This is a genomic window from Pseudomonas sp. RA_15y_Pfl1_P11 (genome assembly GCF_963970975.1).
GTDB classification, from domain to species: domain Bacteria; phylum Pseudomonadota; class Gammaproteobacteria; order Pseudomonadales; family Pseudomonadaceae; genus Aquipseudomonas; species Aquipseudomonas tritici.
Window position 1 is genome coordinate 1 of the sequence record NZ_CAXAOY010000034.1, and the last position, 22,237, is coordinate 22,237.

22 protein-coding genes and 2 pseudogenes are annotated in these 22,237 nt (G+C 57.6%); 17 read left to right on the forward strand and 7 right to left on the reverse strand.

Features of this window, described 5'->3' with window-relative positions; translation table 11 throughout:
- Positions 1–313 precede the first annotated feature (313 nt).
- From AACY44_RS26960 to AACY44_RS26975, 4 genes are all read left to right on the forward strand, one after another.
- Entirely contained in the window at positions 314–1,558 is a 1,245-nt protein-coding gene (locus tag AACY44_RS26960) for a dienelactone hydrolase family protein (RefSeq protein WP_339437142.1), read from the forward strand.
- Positions 1,559–1,568: 10 nt separating this feature from the next.
- Positions 1,569–2,354 carry an SDR family oxidoreductase gene (locus AACY44_RS26965; protein ID WP_339437141.1) on the forward strand — a complete coding sequence of 262 codons (786 nt, stop codon included), beginning with the start codon at positions 1,569–1,571 and terminating at the stop codon, positions 2,352–2,354.
- A gap of 79 nt (positions 2,355–2,433) precedes the next feature.
- A complete protein-coding gene (locus tag AACY44_RS26970; protein ID WP_339437140.1) occupies positions 2,434–3,672 on the forward strand; it encodes a styrene monooxygenase/indole monooxygenase family protein in 1,239 nt (412 codons plus the stop codon).
- A 25-nt stretch (positions 3,673–3,697) separates the two neighbouring features.
- Positions 3,698–4,240, forward strand: a complete 543-nt coding sequence (locus AACY44_RS26975) for a flavin reductase family protein (RefSeq protein ID WP_339437139.1) — start codon at positions 3,698–3,700, stop codon at positions 4,238–4,240.
- A 54-nt stretch (positions 4,241–4,294) separates the two neighbouring features.
- On the opposite strand, the gene AACY44_RS26980 is transcribed toward AACY44_RS26975, so the two are convergent.
- The gene (locus tag AACY44_RS26980) at positions 4,295–4,885 is read right to left on the reverse strand and encodes an SDR family NAD(P)-dependent oxidoreductase (protein WP_339437138.1); all 591 of its coding nucleotides are present in this window, start codon (positions 4,883–4,885) and stop codon (positions 4,295–4,297) included.
- A gap of 405 nt (positions 4,886–5,290) precedes the next feature.
- Between AACY44_RS26980 and AACY44_RS26985 the strand changes: the two genes are divergently transcribed.
- Both AACY44_RS26985 and AACY44_RS26990 read left to right on the forward strand, forming a co-directional pair.
- On the forward strand, positions 5,291–6,238 hold the full coding sequence (locus tag AACY44_RS26985) for a SphA family protein (protein WP_339437137.1): 948 nt from the start codon (positions 5,291–5,293) through the stop codon (positions 6,236–6,238).
- 99 nt (positions 6,239–6,337) lie between these two features.
- The gene (locus AACY44_RS26990) at positions 6,338–7,888 is read left to right on the forward strand and encodes a methyl-accepting chemotaxis protein (RefSeq protein WP_339437136.1); all 1,551 of its coding nucleotides are present in this window, start codon (positions 6,338–6,340) and stop codon (positions 7,886–7,888) included.
- A gap of 96 nt (positions 7,889–7,984) precedes the next feature.
- On the opposite strand, the gene antC is transcribed toward AACY44_RS26990, so the two are convergent.
- From antC to antA, 3 genes are read right to left on the reverse strand one after another with little or no spacing between them, the layout of a single operon-like run.
- Positions 7,985–9,016, reverse strand: a complete 1,032-nt coding sequence (antC, locus tag AACY44_RS26995; RefSeq protein ID WP_339437135.1) for an anthranilate 1,2-dioxygenase electron transfer component AntC — start codon at positions 9,014–9,016, stop codon at positions 7,985–7,987.
- A gap of 18 nt (positions 9,017–9,034) precedes the next feature.
- Positions 9,035–9,523: an anthranilate 1,2-dioxygenase small subunit gene (gene antB / locus AACY44_RS27000; protein ID WP_339437134.1), complete on the reverse strand. Its 489-nt coding sequence runs from the start codon at positions 9,521–9,523 to the stop codon at positions 9,035–9,037.
- 1 nt (position 9,524) lies between these two features.
- Positions 9,525–10,910, reverse strand: a complete 1,386-nt coding sequence (gene antA / locus AACY44_RS27005; RefSeq protein WP_339437133.1) for an anthranilate 1,2-dioxygenase large subunit — start codon at positions 10,908–10,910, stop codon at positions 9,525–9,527.
- A 238-nt stretch (positions 10,911–11,148) separates the two neighbouring features.
- Here antA and AACY44_RS27010 point away from each other — a divergent pair, with 238 nt between their 5' ends.
- Together AACY44_RS27010 and AACY44_RS27015 are read left to right on the forward strand one after the other, a co-directional pair.
- Entirely contained in the window at positions 11,149–12,156 is a 1,008-nt protein-coding gene (locus AACY44_RS27010; protein WP_339437132.1) for an AraC family transcriptional regulator, read from the forward strand.
- A 169-nt stretch (positions 12,157–12,325) separates the two neighbouring features.
- Complete coding sequence (locus AACY44_RS27015; protein WP_339437147.1) at positions 12,326–12,766, forward strand: CBS domain-containing protein; 441 nt, start codon at positions 12,326–12,328, stop codon at positions 12,764–12,766.
- Positions 12,767–13,014: 248 nt separating this feature from the next.
- Here AACY44_RS27015 and AACY44_RS27020 read toward each other — a convergent pair.
- Positions 13,015–13,149: pseudogene (locus AACY44_RS27020) on the reverse strand (DUF4400 domain-containing protein); the annotation flags it as partial.
- A gap of 266 nt (positions 13,150–13,415) precedes the next feature.
- On the opposite strand from AACY44_RS27020, the gene AACY44_RS27025 reads away from it, so the two are divergent.
- Both AACY44_RS27025 and AACY44_RS27030 read left to right on the forward strand, forming a co-directional pair.
- Positions 13,416–13,970 carry an SDR family NAD(P)-dependent oxidoreductase gene (locus AACY44_RS27025; RefSeq protein WP_339437131.1) on the forward strand — a complete coding sequence of 185 codons (555 nt, stop codon included), beginning with the start codon at positions 13,416–13,418 and terminating at the stop codon, positions 13,968–13,970.
- A 31-nt stretch (positions 13,971–14,001) separates the two neighbouring features.
- Positions 14,002–14,229 carry a hypothetical protein gene (locus AACY44_RS27030; protein ID WP_339437130.1) on the forward strand — a complete coding sequence of 76 codons (228 nt, stop codon included), beginning with the start codon at positions 14,002–14,004 and terminating at the stop codon, positions 14,227–14,229.
- Between the two features lie 4 nt (positions 14,230–14,233).
- On the opposite strand, the gene AACY44_RS27035 is transcribed toward AACY44_RS27030, so the two are convergent.
- Complete coding sequence (locus AACY44_RS27035; protein WP_445261143.1) at positions 14,234–14,545, reverse strand: ATP-binding cassette domain-containing protein; 312 nt, start codon at positions 14,543–14,545, stop codon at positions 14,234–14,236.
- 46 nt (positions 14,546–14,591) lie between these two features.
- Here AACY44_RS27035 and AACY44_RS27040 point away from each other — a divergent pair, with 46 nt between their 5' ends.
- The 7 genes and pseudogenes from AACY44_RS27040 (at position 14,592) to AACY44_RS27070 (ending at position 21,725) form a co-directional block, all read left to right on the forward strand.
- Positions 14,592–16,400, forward strand: coding sequence for an ABC transporter ATP-binding protein (locus tag AACY44_RS27040; RefSeq protein WP_339419125.1), 1,809 nt, complete (start codon positions 14,592–14,594; stop codon positions 16,398–16,400).
- A gap of 215 nt (positions 16,401–16,615) precedes the next feature.
- The gene (locus AACY44_RS27045; RefSeq protein WP_339531466.1) at positions 16,616–17,563 is read left to right on the forward strand and encodes an AraC family transcriptional regulator; all 948 of its coding nucleotides are present in this window, start codon (positions 16,616–16,618) and stop codon (positions 17,561–17,563) included.
- Positions 17,564–17,670: 107 nt separating this feature from the next.
- A complete protein-coding gene (locus tag AACY44_RS27050) occupies positions 17,671–19,047 on the forward strand; it encodes a Rieske 2Fe-2S domain-containing protein (RefSeq protein ID WP_339531468.1) in 1,377 nt (458 codons plus the stop codon).
- On the forward strand, positions 19,044–19,532 hold the full coding sequence (benB, locus tag AACY44_RS27055; protein WP_339437127.1) for a benzoate 1,2-dioxygenase small subunit: 489 nt from the start codon (positions 19,044–19,046) through the stop codon (positions 19,530–19,532). Before AACY44_RS27050 ends, benB begins: the two co-directional genes overlap by 4 nt.
- A 10-nt stretch (positions 19,533–19,542) precedes the next feature.
- Positions 19,543–20,565, forward strand: a complete 1,023-nt coding sequence (gene benC / locus AACY44_RS27060) for a benzoate 1,2-dioxygenase electron transfer component BenC (RefSeq protein ID WP_339531471.1) — start codon at positions 19,543–19,545, stop codon at positions 20,563–20,565.
- Between the two features lie 10 nt (positions 20,566–20,575).
- A pseudogene (locus tag AACY44_RS27065) lies at positions 20,576–21,118 on the forward strand (SDR family NAD(P)-dependent oxidoreductase); the annotation flags it as partial.
- Between the two features lie 169 nt (positions 21,119–21,287).
- Positions 21,288–21,725 carry an amidase family protein gene (locus AACY44_RS27070; RefSeq protein WP_339531475.1) on the forward strand — a complete coding sequence of 146 codons (438 nt, stop codon included), beginning with the start codon at positions 21,288–21,290 and terminating at the stop codon, positions 21,723–21,725.
- On the opposite strand, the gene AACY44_RS27075 is transcribed toward AACY44_RS27070, so the two are convergent.
- A partial coding sequence (locus tag AACY44_RS27075) for an aspartate/glutamate racemase family protein (protein ID WP_339531473.1) occupies positions 21,726–22,237 on the reverse strand: 512 nt, incomplete at its 5' end.

Consider the following 22,237-nt stretch of genomic DNA (forward strand, 5'->3'; position numbering starts at 1 on the left):
AAGAACGAGGTCGGCAGCCTCGCGTTTGAATTCAGGGGAAAAGGTACGGCGTTGTTTGGTCATCAGACACCTCTCTGTGGCGAGTATTCTCGCCTAAATGGGTGTCCGGTTTCATTAGACCACTACACTGCAACATATCTCGCTCTGTTTGTCGTTAGGCGCTCACACTGCTTTATTTCATTCTGCGCATCGGTCCTGCGACGCCTGATAACTTCCCGCATGTCACGGATAGGCATCGCATTCAGCGGATAGTCGGCACCGCTGAAGGTGCCCAATATCATCTCCAACGTACCTGAACCATTGGAGACTCGATATGAAAGGCCAGTATGTCAGCGTGCCGGTTGCTTCCGGCAGTCACTTCCAGGCTTACCTGGCGACCTCTGTCGATGGTTGCGGGCCGGGCGTGGTGCTCTGCCAGGAAATCTTTGGCGTTAACCAGGCTATGCGTGAAGTCGCCGACCTGTTGGCCGAGGAAGGGTACACCGTGCTGGTGCCGGACCTTTACTGGCGCCAGGAGCCTGGTGTCGAGTTAGGTTATACCGAGGCAGACTTTGGTCGTGCCTATGAGCTCTACCAGGGTTTCGACGAGGCACTTGGCATTGATGATGTCCGCGCCAGTCTGAATGCCTTGGAGACCTTACCTCAATGTAAACCGGGTGACCTGGGTGTTGTCGGCTACTGCCTGGGTGGCAAGTTGGCTTACCTGGCGGCCTGCCGGTTGCCTGAGGTGGCTTGTGCCGTCGGTTACTACGGCGTGGGTATTGAAAACGCCTTGTCGGAAGCTGAAGGACTGCAGGGGCGTCTGGTGCTCCATATGGCAGAGCAGGATCAGTTCTGCCCCGCCGAAGCTCGGTCCGCGATCCAGAAGGTCCTGCACGATAAGCCAGGCGTCGAACTCTACGTTTACCCAGGGGTTGATCACGCCTTTGCTCGCCCAAACGGTCATCACTATCACAAACCGTCGGCACTGTTGGCTCACGAACGGACGGTTGCTGCATTGCGTCGGGTTCTAGGACCGGACTACAACCTTTCCGATCTCTGGGATGAGCACGTGCGACACGAGTTCGATACCCGGGACGTACCTGCGACCATGGCCACTATGGTCGCCGAGCCTTACGTCAATCACATCCCAACCATGACCGGTGGCGTGGGTGCAAAAGAGTTGAGCCGGTTCTATCAGCATCACTTCGTCCATGGCAATCCCAAGGACATGGTGCTGACACCACTGTCACGCACGGTGGGTGCATCACAGATCGTTGATGAATTCATCATGAGCTTTACCCATGACTCGGAGATCGACTGGATGCTTCCCGGGGTGGCACCGACCGGGCGCTACGTCGAAATCCCGATGCTTGGCGTGGTCAAGTTCCGCGGTCCCAAGCTCTATCACGAACATATCTACTGGGATCAGGCCAGTGTGCTTGTTCAGATCGGCCTGCTTGACCCGACTGGGCTTCCAGTGGCGGGTGTGGTGACTGCGCAAAAGTTGCTTGATGAGTCGCTGCCCTCCAATACGCTGATGCCGAGCTGGGCCTCCAGCGCCGACAAGTCGGTTTAAGGGGATAACCATGTCTCATCTACAGAACAAGGTTGCTGTAATCAGCGGTGGTGCGACCCTGATTGGCTCCGCCGTCGCTCGGGCGTTGATGGACGCAGGGGCTAGCGTTGCGCTGTTCGATATAGATCGTGAAGCGGGTCTCAAGACCGCTGCCGAGCTCGGTGAGCGAGCGACATTTTTTCACCTCGATGTGACGGATGACGAACTCATCGCGCAAGCAGTCGAAGAAGTTCGAGCACGTTTAGGTGGGGTCGATCTGCTGATCAATCTGGCCTGCACATACAGCGACCAGGGCTTTGCTTCCAGCCGCCAGGATTGGCTACAGGCGCTTGATGTGAATCTGGTGTCGGCGGTGGCATTGACCCAAGCGGTGCATCCGGACCTTAAAGCCCGACGTGGCGCGATTGTGAATTTTACTTCCATCTCGGCCAAGTGTGCCCAGACCGGGCGTTGGCTCTATCCAGTCTCGAAGGCCGCGATGGTGCAGCTGACTCGCTGCATGGCCATGGACCTGGCCGCCGATGGTATCCGCGTTAACTCGGTGTCGCCTGGCTGGACCTGGTCGCGGGTGATCGACCAGGCCAGTGGCGGTAACCGCGAAAAGGCTGATGCAGTCGCTGCTTCCTATCACCTGTTGGGTCGCTTGGGAGAACCCTCCGAGGTGGCCAATGTGGTGGCGTTTTTATGTTCGCCAGCCGCCAGCTTTGTGACGGGAGCGGATTATGCCGTCGATGGAGGCTACTCGGTCATGGGGCCGGAGCAGAACCTGCCGGCGATACCACGGCTTGCCGAGTAACACAGAACACTAACAAGAAACCCTGTTCGGCGACTGCCGAATGCTGCACCTGTAACCGTCGATAACCAGGAGAATAACAATGCGTCGAATCGCCATCGTCGGAGCCGGTCAAGCCGGCCTGCAACTCGCTCTAGGCCTGCTCGCCAAGGGCTATCATGTAACCCTGGCCACCAATCGTAATGGCGAAGACATTCGCAACGGTAAAGTGATGTCAAGTCAGTGCATGTTCAACGCCGCCCTGCAAAGCGAGCGTGATTTGGGCCTCAACTTTTGGGAAGACCAGTGCCCGGCCGTAGAAGGTATTGGTCTGGCAGTACCTAATCCAGAGAAGCCGAATGAGCCACTGTTCAATTGGAGTACCCGGCTGGATCGCTACGCCCAATCAGTTGATCAGCGCCTGAAAATGCCAGTCTGGATGGACGAGGTCGCGAAGCGTGGCGGCGAGGTCATTATCCAGGATGTCGGTGTGGCCGAGTTGGAGCTTTTGTCGACCAGCCACGACCTGGTACTGCTGGCGGCGGGTAAGGGCGAAATCGTCAATCTGTTTGAAAAAGATGCCGAGCGGACTCAGTTTCAGCAACCGCAAAGGGCGCTGTCATTGACCTATGTGAAGGGCATGACACCGATGTCGCCGTTTTCCCGGGTCAGCTTCAATCTCATTCCAGGTGTCGGCGAGTACTTTGTGTTTCCTTGCCTCACGACCACCGGACCTTGCGAAATCATGGTCTTCGAAGGGATTCCGGGCGGTCCGATGGACTGCTGGCAGGGGATTACGTCTGCCGAGCAACATCTCGAGAAAAGCCTGGAGCTGGTCAATCGCTACGTTCCTTGGGAAGCCGAACGCTGTCGCTCCGTGGAAATAACCGATGACAAGGGTTTCTTGTCCGGCAGATTCACGCCGATGGTACGCAAACCGGTGTTGACGCTGCCGTCTGGCCGCAAGGTCTTTGGTATGGCCGATGCTCTTGTAGTCAACGACCCGATTACCGGCCAGGGTTCGAACAATGCCGCCAAGTGCAGCAAGGTTTACCTGGACGCGATTGTCGCGCGTGGCGCGCAAGACTTTGATCCCGACTGGATGCACGACACGTTCGAGCTGTACTGGAGCTACGCCCAGCATGTGGTCAAGTGGACCAACACTATGCTGACTCCACCGCCTCAGCACCTGCTCGAACTGCTCGGTGCCGCGAGCCAGTCGCAACCGCTGGCATCGGCTATAGCTAACGGCTTTGATGATCCACGTACCTTTGCACCTTGGTGGTTCGAAGCGCAGTCTTGCCAGGCCTTTATTCAGAAGAAGACTCGTCAGGCCGCTTGAGCCGCCATCGAGCCAGGAGTTCATCATGAATGCAATTACTGCAGAATCCATCGAACGTGATCTGATCAACGCACAGGATTGCGATCCGCGCCAACTGCGCAATCTCCTCGGGCAATTTGCCACGGGTGTTACCGTCATCACTACCCGCACATCCGATGGACGCAATGTTGGCATGACCGCGAATTCTTTTTCATCGGTCTCGCTCGACCCGCCGCTGGTGCTCTGGAGCATTGCTCGCAACGCTCCGAGTCTCGCGGATTACCTCTCGTGCAATCATTTTGCGATCAACGTTCTGGGCGCGGACCAGCATGATATCTCCGGACGTTTTGCACGACCTGCGCCAGACAAGTTTTCCGGGGTGGCTTTCAAGGCCGGAGAGTCTGGAGTGCCGCTTCTCGATGGCGTGATCGCCACGCTGGTCTGCCGTAATATCACTCAGTATGAAGGGGGTGACCATCTGATCTTCCTTGGACAAATCGAACACTATCGCCAAGGCGGAGGGGACCCGCTGGTATTTCACGGTGGGCAGTATCGAGTGGCGGCAGAGCATCCTGGTTTGAGCCGATAAGGCAGACGATGTTGCACTTCGCCGTTCTTCCTGAGCGGCGAAGTACGCCTGTTGCTATGACACGTATCTCGCTGCGGGAATGATGGTTCCGAAGCATTGCAGAGTGACCATGATTCCGTCCGGAGCCAGCTCTCTGGATGCAGCCTGAGTCAGCGCACGCAACGCCATTTTTGACGCGGTGTGGATATCCACCCAAGACGCGCTCTCGTGCCCGGCGCTGGACCATACATTGACGATCGTGCCTTTTCGACGTCGCTGACGAAACGTGTCCGCCGCGACCTGAATACCCCAACAGGTGCTGTGAATACTGTGATTGATCAGTTGTTCGACTTCTTCATAGCCAATAGCAGCGTCTGCATCTTTTCTCTCAAAGCAGGGGTTATTGACCATGATGTCCAAAGTGCCGAATGTTTTTTCAGCATGATCGACGGCGTCACGAAGTTGTTCTCGTCCGGTGATATCGGTCAAGTAAACTGACACTCGACGACCGGTTGCGGTGATCTGATCGGCTGTCTCGTTCAGCTGCGCTGCGTCCTTATCGACCAACACAATATTAGCCCCCTCCTTGGCCAAGCGAAGGGCGATCCCCCGCCCGGTGTTCCGTCCAGCACCCGTTATAAGTGCAACTTTTCTTAGGCTATTCATATGTACTTATTAGTGCGCTCGGATAATTAAATAAAAAATTAATGCCATTTATTTTTGGAGAGGCCGAAGCCCGCCTTACCAGCAGCTTTGCATCTTAAATGCAGGCGGATCAATCCGTCGCCTGAAAAAAATAACCCATTGGATTTATCTGCGCATAGTGGATAACGCGTGCAGTTGTCGGATAGTCAGAAAGAGATGCGGTAATCATGATCTGATCAGCCGCACACTGAAAAATAGTGGCTGTAAAAACACAAATGCCTGCTGAACATCCTATGGGTATTTAGAGTTGTTGAAGCGTGGCTGGTGTGGCGAGGGCTCAACGTTATGTGTTAACGGCTGGCCTTTAGGCGCCCATTACTACGTTCAATTACTCTGCCTTTGGCCTTGCTGAAAGTGGAGAGCGTCATGAAAATAAAAATAAAACTGCTGTCGGTATGCGTGTTGGGGTCTGGTCTCTTGTGTATCTCCCCGGCGTACGCGTATGACCTGCCGGTAGTCAATCTTGGATTCACCAGTTTTCTCGATGGCGCCCCGCCGGCGGGAGCGGGGTGGTATTTCCAGGAGTATTTCCAGAACTACAGTGCTAATCGTTTTCGAGATCAAAATGGCAAGGCCCTAGGTTTACCCACGCAAGAACTGGATTATCAGGTTGCAGTGACACAAGTCAGCTATTTTTCCGATCTTCGCGTTGGCAATGCAACGCTGGGCATAAATGTGTTGCTGCCTTTTGTAACCCGCATGGAGGTAGATGACGGACTGAATAATGCGGCGCTAAAGGGCCAAAGTGGCGTAGGTGATCTGCTAGTGGGGCCGATGATCCAGTTTGATCCGATCATGGGGCCGGATGGGCCGCGTTTCGCACACCGCATTGAATTGCAGGTCAATGTTCCTAACGGTAACTACGACAATAAACATGGCATCAACCCCGGTGCGAACGCTTGGTCGTTTGACCCCTATTGGGCGGCCACTTACTGGTTTACTCCAAAATGGACGGCGTCAGTTCGTGCTCACTATCTTTACAATGGCAAGAACGATGATCCGGGCCCAGGGTTTGGTGGCGCCGATGATATGCAAGCAGGCCAGGCTTTACACGCAAACTTTGCTACCGAGTATGCGGTGACGCCGCAGCTGCGTGTGGGTATCAATGGCTATTGGTTGAAGCAAATCACCGATACCAAAGTTGACGGTCATGAGGTTTCTGGCCGCCGCGAAAAGGTGTGGGCTATCGGACCTGGGGCGATGTACAGCTTTTCCCAAGAGGATCATGTGTTTGTGAATGCGTACTTCGAACAAGACGTCGAGAATCGTCCTGAAGGTAGTCGTGTGCAAGTTCGGTATGTCCATCACTTTTAAGACTGCCATCGTTAGTGTGCTCCATAGCTTCGATTACTTTGGTCTTCTGCCTGCCCCCTAGGGGGGCAGGTTTTTTTTTCCTTTTTGGGGCCTTCAGCCATGTCTGCATCTCCTACTTCTTCTTCTGACAAGGGTGTTCTGATATGTCGTACCGACCTGCAGGGGCGCATTACGCACAGTAGCGAAGCGTTTATCAAACTTAGCGGGTATACGATTAAGGAGCTGTTGCAACAGTCAAGCAGTCTTCTGAAACACCCTGATATGCCTGCACATATTTTCAGAAGCTTGTGGAACGCGCTGCAACAGGGAAAACCCTGGATGGGACTTTTGAAGAACAGGCGCAAGGACGGTTCAACGTACTGGCTGAACGTCTACATAAAACCAGTGTTCGGCGATGATGGAATTCAGGCATATGGGGCTGTCTATAGCTCACCCTCGCAAGCGCAATGTGAGCGTGCAGAAAAGCTTTACTCACGACTGAAATCTGGAGGCGGCGCTCTGCAGTGGAGTTCTCATGTCCATCAACTGATGGGCGTTGCATTACCGAACCTGCCGCTCGGATTACTGTTGTCGGCAGGCCTTTGGCAACTGAACGCCCCTATGGCCCAGAGCGCTTTCATTGTTGCTGGATCGCTCGTTATGGCGGGTATTCAGGATTGGCGGCATACCCGAGCCGTCAAGCAGGTTTTTGTGGCGCATCCCAAAGCGTTTGCCGATCGATTGACCGCGAAAATTTACAGCAGCGCGCCAGGTGTTGCAGCGTTGATGGAGATGGCCCTGGTTGCCGAAGAACGTCGTTTGCACAGCGCATTATCACGAATAGGGACGACCGGGGGCGTCGTAGAGCAGCGGGTGGTCGAGCTTGCCCAACTGATCCAGGGCGAAACCCTGCGCCTCGAACGTCAACGCGATGAAACCGACTTGTCGGTGACCGCCCTAAGCGAATTGGGCGCCACCATTCAGGAAGTTGCCAGCAATGTTCAGGCGACCAATCTGGCCACTCAGGAAGCTGCCCGGCTTGCCAATCATGGCGAACAATTGTCTGGCAAAAGCCTCGATGCAATGCAGCAGCTCAGTGCATCAGTTGGGGATATTGCACTGGCGGTTCAACAACTGGCCAGCTCTACCGAGTCCATTGGCGCTATTACCAACATCATCAGTTCGATTGCCGGACAAACTAATCTACTGGCTCTGAACGCGGCTATTGAAGCCGCTCGCGCGGGCGAAGCGGGCAGGGGGTTCAGTGTCGTTGCCGACGAGGTACGGCAACTGGCAACTCGGACGCAGGAAGCAACACAGCAGATCCAACCGCTGTTATTGCAACTGCGTAATGCCACCGAACGCACCGTACAACTGACCAAGGAGGGGCGGGAGTTCGCGCGAAACAGTACGTGTGAGGTGGAATCAGTCCAAGGCAATTTGGTTGGAGTGAGTTTTTCACTGACCCAGATATCGGGTATGAGCATGCAGATCGCATCCGCCATGGAGCAACAATCCCAAGTGGTCGAGAGCTTGTCGCAACAGGTTATGCAAGTGTCCGAGCTGTCGACGCAAAGCGTTGATAAGGCATTGGACGGTCAGCGGATTGGTGAGGATCTACTCGCTCAGGCCAAAGCGCTACGGCATTTGGCAGATCGTTTTGATCGCTGAGAGTTCGACGCTGGGGCATTGATCAGCAGCGTCGGCGGATGATGATGATAAAAGCACAGGAATATCTGGTCTGCACCAGATATTCCTCATGCAACCTCAGTGCTTGGAATTGCTCTCGATGAATTTTTCGTAATACATCTGGAACCGCTCAATCTTCTGATCGTTGAACCAGGTTTTAATCGCTTCGACCATCGGCGGGGGACCGCACAGATAAATGTCGAATGGATTGGCTTCGAGCGACTGGCGGTCAAAGTGATCAGGAATCCAGCCGGTTTTACCTTTCCAGTGTTCTGACGGCTTCGATACCACCAAGTGATAATCGAAGTTTGCGATTCTGTCGCGATAGTCAGCCAGGCGTTGAGTTTCGCAGAGGTCATTATCCTGCGTGACGCCATAGAACAGTTGGATCGGGTGTCCGCAACCACCTTTTTCGGCAATGGTATCCAGCATTCCGAGGAAGGCCGATAGGCCGGTTCCTCCTGCCACCAGGACGAGAGGCTTACTGACCTGACGTAGATAAAAGCTACCCAAAGGCGCCTCGAACTCGAGCATTTCTCCGGGGCGGCAATGCTCGCGGATGAAGTTGCTCATCACTCCATCAGGCAACAGCCTGATGAGAAACTGAAGCTGGTTATTGGGGTTGGGTCGGTTGGCAAATGAGTAGGAGCGCCACTCATCGGTGCCAGGTACATGCAGTCGAGCGTATTGCCCCGGAAGAAAGTCCAATTGCTGGGAGTGGGAGCAAGCATCTAGGTGAAGGATCGCCGTGGTGGCCGAAACCTGCTCTACACCAGTGATCACCGCTTGCAATAACTGAGTGGCCCCAGCGTTGCACAAGCTCGAATCGAAGTCGAAGTAGAACGAGGCATCCGATTGCACGCGGGTCTGGCAAGAGAGCATCTTGCGTTGCGCCAGGTCCTGTTCGGAAAGGGCCTCGTCATCGACGTAATCTTGAGTGTATTGGCCTGATTCGCAGCGCCCCTGGCACGTCCCGCAAACACCTTCGCGACAGTCCAGGGGGATGTTTACGCCATTACGTAGCGCGGCGTCGAGCAGCAACTCGTTTGGCTTGACCTCGAAGAACGAGGTCTTGCCGTCGGCGAAGCTGAAAGCGACTTTATGATTCATGACAGCGTGCTCCTCAGCTCACAGGTGATAGAAATCAAGCACTGAGTTGATGGTGTCGTTGAGCAATACGATGTGCTTGCGAGTGATCTTCCAGCTGTCCGCGACGGGTTTGAGGTGGTAGGTCACATGGCCGTAGAACTGCTCGGACAACCCTTGTCGCGTGAAGAGCGTGACCCATGCTGCCTTGACTTCAAGTAGTCCATTATCGAGCTCGTTGATGCGCACATTGCTGATTTGATGCAAGGTGCGCGGCATCGGCGTTGAGGCCGCCGACTTACCGGTGCGCAAACGAAACACGCGATCTTCGAGGCCGGAGCGGTTGGCGTAGTAAATCAGCGACATACCGCGCTTGGGGTCGGTGGTGTACACATGCTCTGACTCCCATTGCGGCAGGTGGAATTCACTCTGCTCATCAAACAGGGCGATATAGGCGTCCCAGTTCTGTTGATCACACAGCTCGGCTTTGCGGTAGAGAAATTGTTCGACGCAATACTGTAGTGCGGTCATTTCACACCTCCTTCAACTTCAGGGCTTTTTGTTCCAGGCCTTGCAAAAGGAAGCGCTGCCAGGATCCGTGCTGATTGATGTAAAGCCCTTCATGGGTGAACTCGGTGCCGGTCAGTACCGGTTTGATACCCAGCACCTCGCTGTTAGGGGTGGGACCTTCGACCCATTTTTCACTGCCGCGTGATACTTCGTTCCAGCGCTCAAGGCGGGCCTGGAATCCGCGCTGGGCTTCGCGAAACTCCACCAGATCGTCGGGGGTTCCCATGCCTGAAACATTGAAGAAATCCTCGAACTGGCGAATACGGTTTTCCCGGTCTGCGTCGGACTCACCTTTGACGCCGATGCATTGGCTGGTGATCTCTGTCTTGTTCCAGGCCACCGGGCGCACGATACGCAGCTGGGAGCTGATCTGATCCATAAAAAACAGGCTTGGATAGATGTTGAGGTTGCGCAGGCGGTGCATCATCCACTCCGCTTGCTGCTGGCCGTACTCCTCCACCAGGCGCGGCATGACTGTGGCATAACCGGCGCGTACAGATGGATTAGGCATGTCGCTGAACAGGAGACTGTGACCATTCTTGAACGAGAACCAGCCATCGTCAGTTTCTGCATCACCAGCGCCCAGTTTGCTGTAGTCCAATGTGTCGGATACGCCGCCATTGGCGGCATTGACTTGCTGGCGATGTTGCACCGTGGAGACGTAATTGTAGTGCACAGTGCTGACGTGATAACCGTCCAGACCGTTTTCGTGCTGCAGTTTCCAATTTCCGTCGTAGCTATACGTCGACTTGCCGGGCAGTATTTCCAACTCTCCAGTGGGGGACTGCGCGACCATCATGTCGAAGAACACTTTGGCATCGCCGAGGTAGTCTTCCAGCGAGTCGCTGCCGTTGACGTCCAGGCTAATGAAGACGAATCCCTTGTAGCTCTCGATCCGGGCTTTCTTCAGGCCGCGGGTGGCCTTGTCGAAACCTTCCGGATACTCCCCCGGGGCCTTGACCTTGACCAGGCGACCATCACTTTTGTAACACCAGGCGTGGAACGGGCAGGTGAAGGTGGACTGGTTCCCTTTACTGACGCGTGTAAGGGTGGCGCCCCGATGCTGACAAGCGTTGATCAGCGCGTGAAACTGGTTGTTGCCGTCGCGGGTGATGATCATCGGCTGACGACCTGCACGCATCGTCAGAAAGTCATTGGGATTGGCGATTTCACTCTCGTGGCAGGCGTAGATCCAGTTCTTCTCGAAGATCAGTTCCATCTCCAGGTCGAAAAGTTCCGGCTCGGTGAACATGTCACGGGCGACGCGGTAAATACCTTCGGAGGGCCGAAAATCCAGGCAACCCTGAATGTATTCCTGCCACTGAGTAATACTTTTAGCGCTGTTCATCAGGTACACCCTTTTGTAGTGTTAGGCTCACCTCGATTGAATGCCTTTCTGTACGGTGCAACTATCCGCATTTGAGGCGATATCTATCCGTTTCTGAGGGGGGGAGCTGGCTTTCCGTGAGGATGAATAGAGAAGGTTTATTTGTGCGTTTTTTTGATCATTTTTGCATTATGCGGATAGCGATCCTGAGGCCTTGGACGTACGGTTGCAGTTAATCTGTAACCACTGTGGTGCTGCGATGAATCTGCAAACTCATGCGGGAACCGATGTTGAATTTCAAGACATCCATGCGGTACGTCATGACCTGCAGAGTGCGCAGGCTTGGATGGCGAACATTTGCGGCCCCCACGAGCTCAAGGCCTCGTGTCCACAACGTATTCATTTTCAACATGCCGGAAACGTTTTGAAGTCGATGTCTACGGTGATTGGGTATATCGAATATGGTACCGATGTCACTATCGATATTGATGCCTCGGAACTCAACAGCTACAGCATCAGTCTTCCTGTGCGTGGTCAACAGGAACTCCGAAAATCAAATGGATTGCTGATGTCCGATAGCGATAATGGACTAATCATTTCGCCTTATGATAGACAAGAGCTTTCTATTGCCGGTGATTGCCGAAAGATTCAGGTCGCAATTAAGTGTGCAGCAATGCGTCAGGTGTTGGAGGAGTTACTACAACGACCCACGCAACAGCCCATTATCTTCGAGACGCAGATAAGTACACGTCAGGGAGCGCCTGCAGCATGGTGGCGGCTTGTCAATTACCTGCTTGTGGAGATGGATCAGGCGCGTAACTTATTGGGTTATGTGGCCGTGGCTCGTGACATTGAAAAAGCATTGGTAAAGGGTTTTATTTTGTCGCAGCCAAATAATTATTCAAGCGAGTTGGTTGGCCTCTCGCGAACTCGGTGTCCTGAGTACTTATTGAAAGCCAAGCGGCTTATACATGAGCATGCTGGCGATGAAGTCGATTTGGACGAGGTCGGTCGGGCGGTTGGAGTGTCTCGCTTCAAACTATATGATGACTTCAAGAAGTACTTTGATATCACGCCAACTTTGTACTTGAAGCGTTTTCGTCTTGAAGCCGTAAGGCAGGCGCTGCTGGAGGGCGGCCACAATGAAAATATTACGGCGGTGGCGATGCGCTGGGGGTTTAATCACTTGGGTCGTTTCTCATCCGATTACAAAAAATTATTTTTGGAAGTGCCATCGAAGACGGTTGAGCGAAGTCGCAAGCATTGATCTCGGACGCTGGGTTCAATGCCAGGTTTTTTGAAGAAAATGCGTAAAGGTTAAACTGATTTAAACCTTCTTCTTTTGATTTAGACATGTTTGTTGGCTGTCGTGGTCTTTGCGGGTTAAGCGCCCGGCAGAGGGCGTTCGTATTCAAGAAAAATAAGAGAGCGTCATGGTGAAAACAGTTGCGCAGGTACTTTTTTTAAAAGCAGAACATAATCAAAAGGTACATACCGTTGCACCGGAACAAATGGTGCTTGAGGCGGTTAGGATTATGGCTGAACGGAACATTGGCGCTCTACCTGTCGTAGAGAACGGGATCGTAATCGGCGTGATCAGTGAGCGAGACTACGCGCGAAAGATGGTGCTACAGGGGCGCTCCTCGGCAGGTACACCCGTGAGGGTTATTATGAGTGCGCCAGTGGTAACAGTGGACTCTCGTCAGAGCATTGAAGCTTGCATGGGTATTATGACCGATAGTCACCTTCGTCATCTGCCGGTTGTAGAAAACGGAAAACTGCTTGGCTTACTGTCGATTGGCGATCTGGTAAAGACAGCCATTACCGAGCAAGCTGACCTAATACTGCAACTTGAACGTTACATTCGCGGAGATTAATACTTCTCCGACGACTGGCACGGTTTTGCCGGCGTGGGGCATAAGTTCTTTGGCTTGACTTGGTTCGCACCTCGTTGATTTCGTCCGCATGAGCACAGACGCATTCAGCAAAGCCGCACGTGCGAAGTCGGGATCGAGGCACCGCGCTCCTCGTATAGTCAATGCCTCGGTGGTCACCGATGCGGCAGTGCTAGTGAGTGGGCGTCATGATATCGACTGAAATAAAAAAATTAGCACTCGTATCGCACTCAGATATATTTTTTGAACGTCGTCGCCGTGATTGCCATAGTTACCCCACGCATCACGGAGCAAGGCAGAAATATCGCCCTTGGAATGATCGAAAATGGCAGGGATAGATAAATGATCCACGGCACAATGGACAATCGTCTTTCCAGGTTGTTGGAGGATGAGTGACGATTTGAAGTGACCACTGAGCCAACCAAGTTCACTGGACTGGCAAAGCTGACCTCACAAGGGCCGCCGACCACGGGATAGGTAAGCCCGCAATCAGCAAAAAACCTCAAATCAACCTATTAACCAAGCTGTAACGATCAACGCAGAACCGGAAAGCCACGCAACGTGGTGACCAGGTTCCGAATCGAGGGCCAACGTCGGCTTTTTCCAGCCTGAAATTCCGACTTGTTCAACTGTGACTGTCGTCGCCGAACAGGCGATGCTACTGGACACCGTCACGGAGCGGTTTGGCAAGCTCGACATTCTCGTCAGCAATGCAGGCCAGCTCATTGAGCGGGATTTTGCTGCGGGCCTGTCGGACATGATCGCTCTCGCCGATGAAATCACCCTCAACCTGACGGCACCGGTCCAATTGACGGCAGCCACATTGGCGCGCTGGCCGGCCCTAGAGGCAATTGTCATCGTAAGCTCCGGCTTCGCCCTGGTGTCGCCCGCGCGAGCACCGACCTACGGCGCCGCCAAGGCGGGCCTGCACGGTTTTGCCGAGGGGCTTCGCCGGCAGCTCGTGAGACATGGAACGCATGTCTTGGAGGTATTGCCTCCCAGTGTCGACACTCGTGCAACAAGAGATAAGCAAGGCAAGAAGATTTCGCCCTCCGAGGTCGCCAAGCAAACCCTAACAGCACTGGCAAACAAACGTTCAATGGTGTTGCCAGGTCAGGCGAGATTTTTACCTGTGTTATTGCGCCTCTTACCTGTAATGACCGGTCGTATAGTCGGAAGAGGTTAGTGCCCAGTGATGCCATCAGTTTGATGAACGCTTGTCCGGCTGGCTACGAAAGAAGCTCGGCCCAAGGCCTGATTACCCTGGCCTGCTGAGCGGTTTCTGGGTCGCGGGCCATGTCTCTGATTACTACGCCACCCCTTCGGGTCACCAGTGGCAGAGCATCTGGTTGTTCCCGGCGATCTTTTCCCTGGGTGTGGTGCTGGTGTTCATGTTGGCCTTTCGCGATGCGCGGCGCTATGAGTTGGCGCCTGCCAAGGCTTGAGCGGTTATGACTTGATAACCACCCACCATGAAATGGCGATGCGCAGCGCGGTGCTTTTGCCTGAACCGGACTCGCCGACAATCGTCAGGGTCTGCCCGGGGTAGACCTGCAGGCTCAGGTCCTCCAGCGCCACAAAGGTCGCGTCTTCAGCGCGAACGTCTTGCCAACGTTTTGCAGTTGCAGGATCGGCGGCGGCGATCAAGGCGCGGATGTAGTCATGCTGCGGCGCGCCGAGAATCTGCCGTGGTTGCCCCTTGCTCCACCACTTGCCCCTGTCGCCTCGCCGTTGGATGTGCGCAACGTCATCGCCTGTCATAATCCACCCGTCCCACCCCAGCCCCCACACGGAGTCCATGCCATTCATGGTGCTGTTCAATCGATTGAGCGCGTTTTCCATCCAGGCGCGCAGGGCACTGAAGCTGGTGTGGGGGACGTCGCGTCCCTTATTCATAGGCCTGCTGCTGGCCACCATCGTTGCCGGTCTGTTGCCTGCGCTGGCAGCCTGGATCGGCCAGCGTATTGTCGATGGCGTGGTGCACGCGATGCAGATTCATGCAGCCGGCAGCCAGGCGCCCGTGTGGCCAGTGATGCAGTACGTGCTGGCCGAGGCGGGCGTATTGGCGCTGCTGGCCGCCGCCCAGCGCGCGTTGTCAATGCAGCAATCGTTGCTGCGGGTGCAGTTGGGGGTGAAGGTCAACCTGATGATTCTGGAGAAAGCCCAGACCCTCTCACTCCTGCAATTTGAAGACGCCGAGTTCCACGACAAGCTGGTGCGCGTGCGCCAGGGCGCGTCAACAAGACCCCTGAGCCTGGTCACCAAGGGCCTGGGGCTGGTGCAGAACCTGATCGCGCTGATCAGCTTTGCCGTGCTGTTAGTGCACTTTTCGCCGTGGGCGCTGGTGATTCTGGTGGTCGGCGCCTTACCGGTGTTCTTCGCCGAGACGCATTTCTCGGGCAATGCGTTTCGCCTGTTCCACCGGCGCGCGCCCGAGACCCGTCAGCAGAATTACCTGGAATCGCTGCTGTCCCACGAGACCCATGCCAAAGAGGTCAAGCTGTTCGGCCTGGCGCCGCTGTTCCTCAAGCGCTACCGCGACAACGCCCGACGCTTGTACACCGAAGACCGCCAGTTGACAGTGCGTCGCGATGCCTGGGGCTTTGCCCTGGGCCTGCTGGGCACCGCGGCGTTTTATGTGGCTTACGCCTGGGTGGTGCTGGACACCGTGCGCGGCCAGACCAGCCTGGGACAGATGACCATGTACATCGTGCTGTTCAAGCAGGGGCAAAGCGCGATCACCGCCAGCCTCAGCGCCATTGCCGGCCTGTATGACGACAGTCTGTTTCTGTCGGACCTTTATGAGTACCTGCTAACCCCTGTGGTCCTGCCGAGTGGCCGGCTTACCCAGGGCGCGTGTCCCGGCGACGGTCTGCGCTGCGAGCACGTGGGGTTCAGTTACCCCGGCGCTGAGCGGCAGGCATTGACTGACATCAACCTGCACTTGGCGCCGGGGCAAAGCCTGGCCCTGGTGGGCGAGAATGGCTCGGGCAAAACCAGCCTGATCAAACTGCTCACGCGCCTGTATACCCCGCACGAGGGGCGCATTCTGCTGGATGGCAGCGACTTGCAAGACTGGGATGAACAGACACTGCGCCAGCGCATTGGGGTGATTTTCCAGGATTACATCCGCTACCAGATGACCGTCGGCGAGAACCTTGGAGTGGGTGACGTCGATGCGCTGAACGATGAGGCGCGCTGGCGCACGGCCGCAACCCAGGGGGTGGCCGCCGAATTCATCGAGCGCCTGAGCAGGGCCTACGGCACACAGTTAGGGCGCTGGCTTGGCGGCCAGGAGTTGTCGGGTGGGCAATGGCAGAAAGTCGCCTTGTCACGCGCGTATATGCGCCAGGAGGCGGATCTGCTGATTCTTGACGAGCCGACGGCCGCGCTGGACGCCGGCGCCGAGGCGGCGGTGTTCGAGCACTTTCGCGAACACGCCAAGGGCCGCATGACGTTGTTGATTTCCCATCGATTTTCCAGCGTGCGCAATGCCGACCACATCATCGTGCTGGACGGCGGGCGAATCCTGGAGGAGGGCAGCCATCAACAGCTGATGGTGGCGGGTGGGCGCTATGCCGAGTTGTTCGATGTTCAGGCGCGGGGGTATCGCTAGGTCCCGAGCGCCCGTCCAATCCGGCCAAGAGTATTGTTTCAACGTTTTAGGACGACATTGTCACCTCAAGCCCTGCGCGCACCGACGCACCGCTGAAAGCCTGGCGCAGAACGCCCGACAATACCTCCAGGGTATCCCTTCAGACTTTATCCATATTGGACGCCCCCCTACCCAGGCGTCAGCCTGAGCCCAATAATTATAAAAGAGTCGCAACCATGACCGTGCTATTGAGTGAGCGCAGCCAGATTCTCCAGGGCGCCGATGCCTACGCGGTGTCGGACTACGTCAACCAGCATGTGGGCAGCCACCGCATTCGCCTGCCTCCCAAGGGCCGGCCCCGGGCGAGCATCAGCCATCGCACCTTCGCCAGCCTGGACCTGTGCCGCATCAGCTACGGCGCACCGGTACGGGTCACATCGGTGGCGCTGGAGACCATCTATCACCTGCAGATCCTGTTGAGCGGGCATTGCCGCTCCAGCTCCCGTGGCGAGGATGACGTGTTCGGGCCGGGGGAAATCCTGCTGATCAACCCCGACGACCCGGTAGACCTCACCTATTCCGCCGACTGCGAGAAATTCATCATCAAACTGCCGGTGCGCCTGCTGGAAAACGCCTGCCTGGAGCAGCACTGGAGCCTGCCGCAGGTGGGTATCCGCTTCGCGACGGCCCGCCAGGCGCTCAGTGAAATGGGCGGCTTCCTGCCGTTGCTCGGGCTGATCTGTCATGAGGCGGAAAACGCTGCCGAGCCCCACATGCAGGGCCTGTACGAACGCATCGTGGCCAACAAGCTGCTGGCATTGCTGGGCAGCAATGTGTTGCGGGTGATCCCCCAGGCTACCCACGGCGGTGGGTTTGAAGCGGTGCGCGAATTTATCCAGCAGCACCTGGGCGATGACATCAGCGTCGAGCAGTTGATGACCGTGGCCAACGTCAGCGAACGTTCGCTGTACAGCCTGTTTGCGCGCCAGGTGGGGCTGTCACCGCGCGACTATGTACGCCGCTGCAAGCTCGAACGAGTGCACGCACGCTTGCAACTGAGCAGTACGCGCAGCGTGACTGAGGTGGCTTTGGACCATGGCTTCATGCACCTGGGGCGGTTTTCCGAGGCCTATCGCAAACACTTCGGCGAACTGCCGTCGCAGACCTGGAAACGCCATCGTTAAGCGACGTGCGCCTGGCGGATAGCGATGTGCAGGCAGCGGATATTGACGCGCACGGCGAACACGTAAGGTGAGGGCGCCTGATACAAGAACAACGGAGGGCCCGCCCCATGATCAGTACACTCGCCCGACTCGCCTGCCAATTGCGCGAGTCCGTACAGGAAGACCCCGCCACTGGGGTGTTTCGCTGCCGCCGCGACATCTTTACCGACCCCGACCTGTTTGCCCTGGAGATGAAACACATCTTCGAAGGCGGCTGGATCTACCTGGCGCATGAAAGCCAGGTGCCGGAGATCAACGATTACTTCACCACCTGGATCGGCCGCCAGCCGGTGGTCATCACCCGTGACAAACACGGCGCGCTGCATGGCCTGGTCAACGCCTGCGCGCATCGCGGCGCCATGCTGTGCCGGCGCAAACGAGGCAACAAGGGCTCATTCACTTGCCCCTTCCATGGCTGGACCTTCAGCAACGCCGGCAAGTTGCTCAAGGTAAAGGACGCGAAGACCGGCGCCTACCCGGACAGCTTCGACTGCGAAGGCTCCCATGACCTCAAGCGCCTGGCGCGCTTTGAAAACTACCGTGGTTTCCTGTTCGGCAGCCTCAGCGACGCGGTGCCGGAACTCAGCGATTACCTGGGCGAAACCCGCGTCATCATCGACCAGATGGTCGACCAGGCTCCTTTGGGCCTGGAGGTGCTGCGCGGCAGCTCATCCTATGTCTATGACGGCAACTGGAAGCTGCAAATCGAAAACGGCGCCGACGGTTACCACGTCAGCTCCGTGCACTGGAACTACTCGGCGACCATGGGCCGGCGCAACTACGAAGCCGAAGGCACGCGCACCGTCGACGCCAATGGCTGGTCGAAAAGCCTTGGCGGCGTCTACGCCTTCGACCACGGGCATATCCTGCTGTGGACGCGCCTGCTCAATCCCGAAGTGCGCCCGGTGCACGCTCACCGCGAGGCCTTGGCCGAACGCCTTGGCCAGGCGCGCGCCGACTTTATCGTCGACCAGACCCGCAACCTCTGCCTCTACCCCAATGTGTACCTGATGGACCAGTTCTCGACGCAGATCCGCGTGGTGCGCCCCCTCGCCGTGGATAAAACCGAAGTGACAATCTATTGCATGGCGCCCATCGGCGAAAGCGCCCAGGAGCGCGCCACGCGGATTCGCCAGTACGAAGATTTCTTCAACGTCAGCGGCATGGGCACGCCGGATGACCTCGAGGAATTCCGCGCCTGCCAGACCGGTTACCAGGGCGCGAGCACCTTGTGGAATGACTTGAGCCGTGGCGCCAGGCAGTGGGTCGAAGGCGCGGACGAAAATGCCTTGGTCATGGGCATGCAACCGCAGCTCAGCGGGGTCAAGACCGAGGACGAGGGTTTGTTTGTGCGCCAGCATGCGCACTGGGCCCAAAGCCTGCAACGTGCGATCGAGCGCGAACAGCGAGGGCTGATTGCCAGCGACCGCGAGGTGCAGCCATGAGCCTCGCCCGTGACCACCTGCTGGATTTTGTCTACCGTGAAGCGCGCCTGCTCGACGACCGCCAATGGGATGACTGGCTGGCCTGCTATTCGCCCAAGGCCGAGTTCTGGATGCCCGCCTGGGACGATCACGACACCCTCACCGAAGACCCGCAGCGCGAAATCTCGCTGATCTACTACCCCAACCGTGACGGCCTGGAAGACCGTATCTTCCGCATCAAGACCGAGCGCTCCAGCGCCAGCACGCCCGAGCCGCGCACCGTGCACATGCTGTGCAACCTCGAAGTGCTGTCCGACGACGGCGTGCAGGTGGACCTGCGTTTCAACTGGCACACCCTCAGCCACCGCTACAAAACCACCGACAGTTATTTCGGTACCTCCTTCTATCGCCTCGACATCCGTGCCGAGCAGCCGCTGATCACGCGCAAGAAGGTGGTGCTGAAAAACGACTACATCCACCAGGTCATCGACATCTACCACATCTGAGGACACCGCCATGACGTATGCCATCGCCCTGAACTTCGAGGATGGGGTGACACGCTTCATCGACTGCAAGGTGGGGGAAAAGGTGCTCGATGCCGCCTTCCGCCAACGCATCAACCTGCCCATGGACTGCTCGGATGGTGTGTGCGGCACCTGCAAATGCCACTGTGAAACCGGCGCCTACGACTTGGGCGACGACTATATCGACGACGCCCTGAGCGCCGATGAAGCGCAGGCGCGCCAGGTACTGACCTGCCAGATGGTGCCGCAGTCCGACTGCGTGATCGCTGTGCCGATGCCGTCCAGCGCCTGCAAGACCGGCACCACGCACTTCGCCGCGACGCTGGCTGGCATCACCCGACATGCCGATGCCGCGGTGGAGGCGAGTTTCGAGCTGGACCAGGCGCCGGTATTCCTGCCTGGCCAGTACGTGAATATCAGCGTGCCCGACAGTGGGCAGACACGCGCGTACTCCTTCAGCAGTCGCCCGGGCGACACGCGCGCCAGCTTCCTGATCAAGCACGTGCCCGGCGGGTTGATGAGCAGCTGGCTCGAGCGCGCCCATCCGGGCGACTGCGTGGCGATCACCGGCCCACTGGGGAGTTTCTATCTGCGTGAGGTGGAGCGGCCGCTGCTGTTACTGGCCGGTGGTACCGGCCTGGCGCCGTTCCTGTCGATGCTTGAAGTGCTCGCGCAGCGCCAGGAAACTCGCCCGATCCGGTTGATCTACGGCGTAACGCGGGATCAGGACCTGGTGATGGTCGAGGCGTTGCAGGCTTTTACCGCGCGTTTGCCCGACTTCAACCTGGTGACCTGCGTGGCTGATCCGCACACCACTCACCCGCGCCAGGGCTATGTGACCCAGCACATGGCCGACGAATCCCTCAATGGCGGCGATGTCGACGTGTACCTGTGCGGCCCGCCGCCGATGGTCGATGCGGTGCGCGAGCACTTCATGCAGCAGGGCGTGACCCCGGCCAGCTTCCATTACGAGAAATTCACCCCTAACGCCGTCGCCCCGTGCGATGCCGCCTGAGGACTGCCGCATGACTCAACGGTTTAACAACAAGGTCGCGCTGGTCACCGGCGCTGCCCAAGGGATCGGCCGGCGTGTCGCCGAGCGCTTGCTGGAGGAGGGCGCCTGGCTGGTCGCGGTGGATCGCGCCGAGCTTGTGCATGAATTGCAGCATGAGCGAGCGCTGCTGCTGACCGCCGACCTGGAACAATACAGCGAGTGCGCGCGGGTGATGGCCGCCGCCACGGCCCGTTTCGGGCGCATCGACGTGCTGGTCAATAACGTCGGCGGGACCATTTGGGCCAAGCCTTTCGAGCATTACGCCGAGGCTGAAATCGAGGCCGAAGTGCGCCGCTCGCTGTTCCCTACGTTGTGGTGCTGCCATTGCGTGCTGCCGTACATGCTGGAGCAGGGAGAAGGCGCCATCGTCAACGTGTCTTCCGTGGCTACGCGCGGGGTCAATCGCGTGCCGTATGGCGCGGCCAAGGGCGGCGTGAATGCCTTGACGGCCTGCCTGGCCCTGGAGACTGCCGGCAGCGGGATTCGCGTCAACGCCACCGCGCCCGGCGGCACCCGATTTCGGCGTCGCGCCGGTTGCGCGCGACGTCCGTCGGCGCTTCGCCGGGGCCTGCGACGCCCTGGCGCGCGTCGCGGACGTCGCGTCCGACGCGCCGGATTGCAGCGGTTCGATCGAGACGTTCCGGACGCTTCGTGCGGCTCACATCGCCAACAGCTATGGCGATCTGCTCAAGGCGCGCCGCAACGAGCTGACGCCGACCGTGATCTGGAACATCGAGGCCGGGGCCGATCTCTCCGCGCAGGACTATCTCGATGCCGAGCGCCGCCGCACGATCGTCTATCGCAGCTTTCGCGACCTGTTCACGCGTGCCGATCTCCTGGTCGCGCCCGCTGCTTCCGTGGTCCCGTGGCCGAACGAGATCAGCGACGTCACGACGATCGACGGTGCGGTCTTGGAGACGCCGATCGACTATCTCGCGGTGACCTTCATCGTCTCGCTGGTCGGCTTCCCCGTCCTGACCGTGCCGGTACCGTGCGGACAGGGCGAATTGCCGTTCGGCCTCCAGATCATTGCGCCGCCGGGGTGCGAATCCCGTCTGTTTGCTTTTGGGCGGATCCTCGAGAACGAATTGGGTTTTTCGCATCGCCCGCCGCCTGCCTGATCAACTGTCGCGATGTTCGAGCCGGGCCGCCAGCGCACCGGCGAGTCCGGTGGTCGGCTTGGCGGCGGGCCGTTTGAACGTGCCGGCCGTCGCCTTGCGCAGCCGCAGCGCCACCAGCGCTTCGGCCTGCTTCACGGCGGCCACGACCTGGTCGATGACCGGGACCGGGATCCGATCGGCCACGCGCTCGGCGAGTCCGGAGAGGGGCGCGCCGGCGAAGATCAGGACGTCGGCGTCGTTCTCCACGATCGCGCGCTGGGCCAGCGCGACGAGTACGTCTTCCTTCTCGGTGCCGACTTCGGAGATCGCGCGGAACGGCGTGTCCAGCATGCGGATGCCGGCGCAGCGTTCCCACAGGCCATGGGCACGCACGCATTCTTCATACCAGGGCCCCAGCGCCTGGGCGAAGGTGACGATGGCAAAGCGGCGGCCGGCCATGCAGGCCGTCAGCATCGCGGCTTCCGCCATGCCGACCACCGGGATGTCGAAGGTCTCTCGGGCGGCGAACAGGC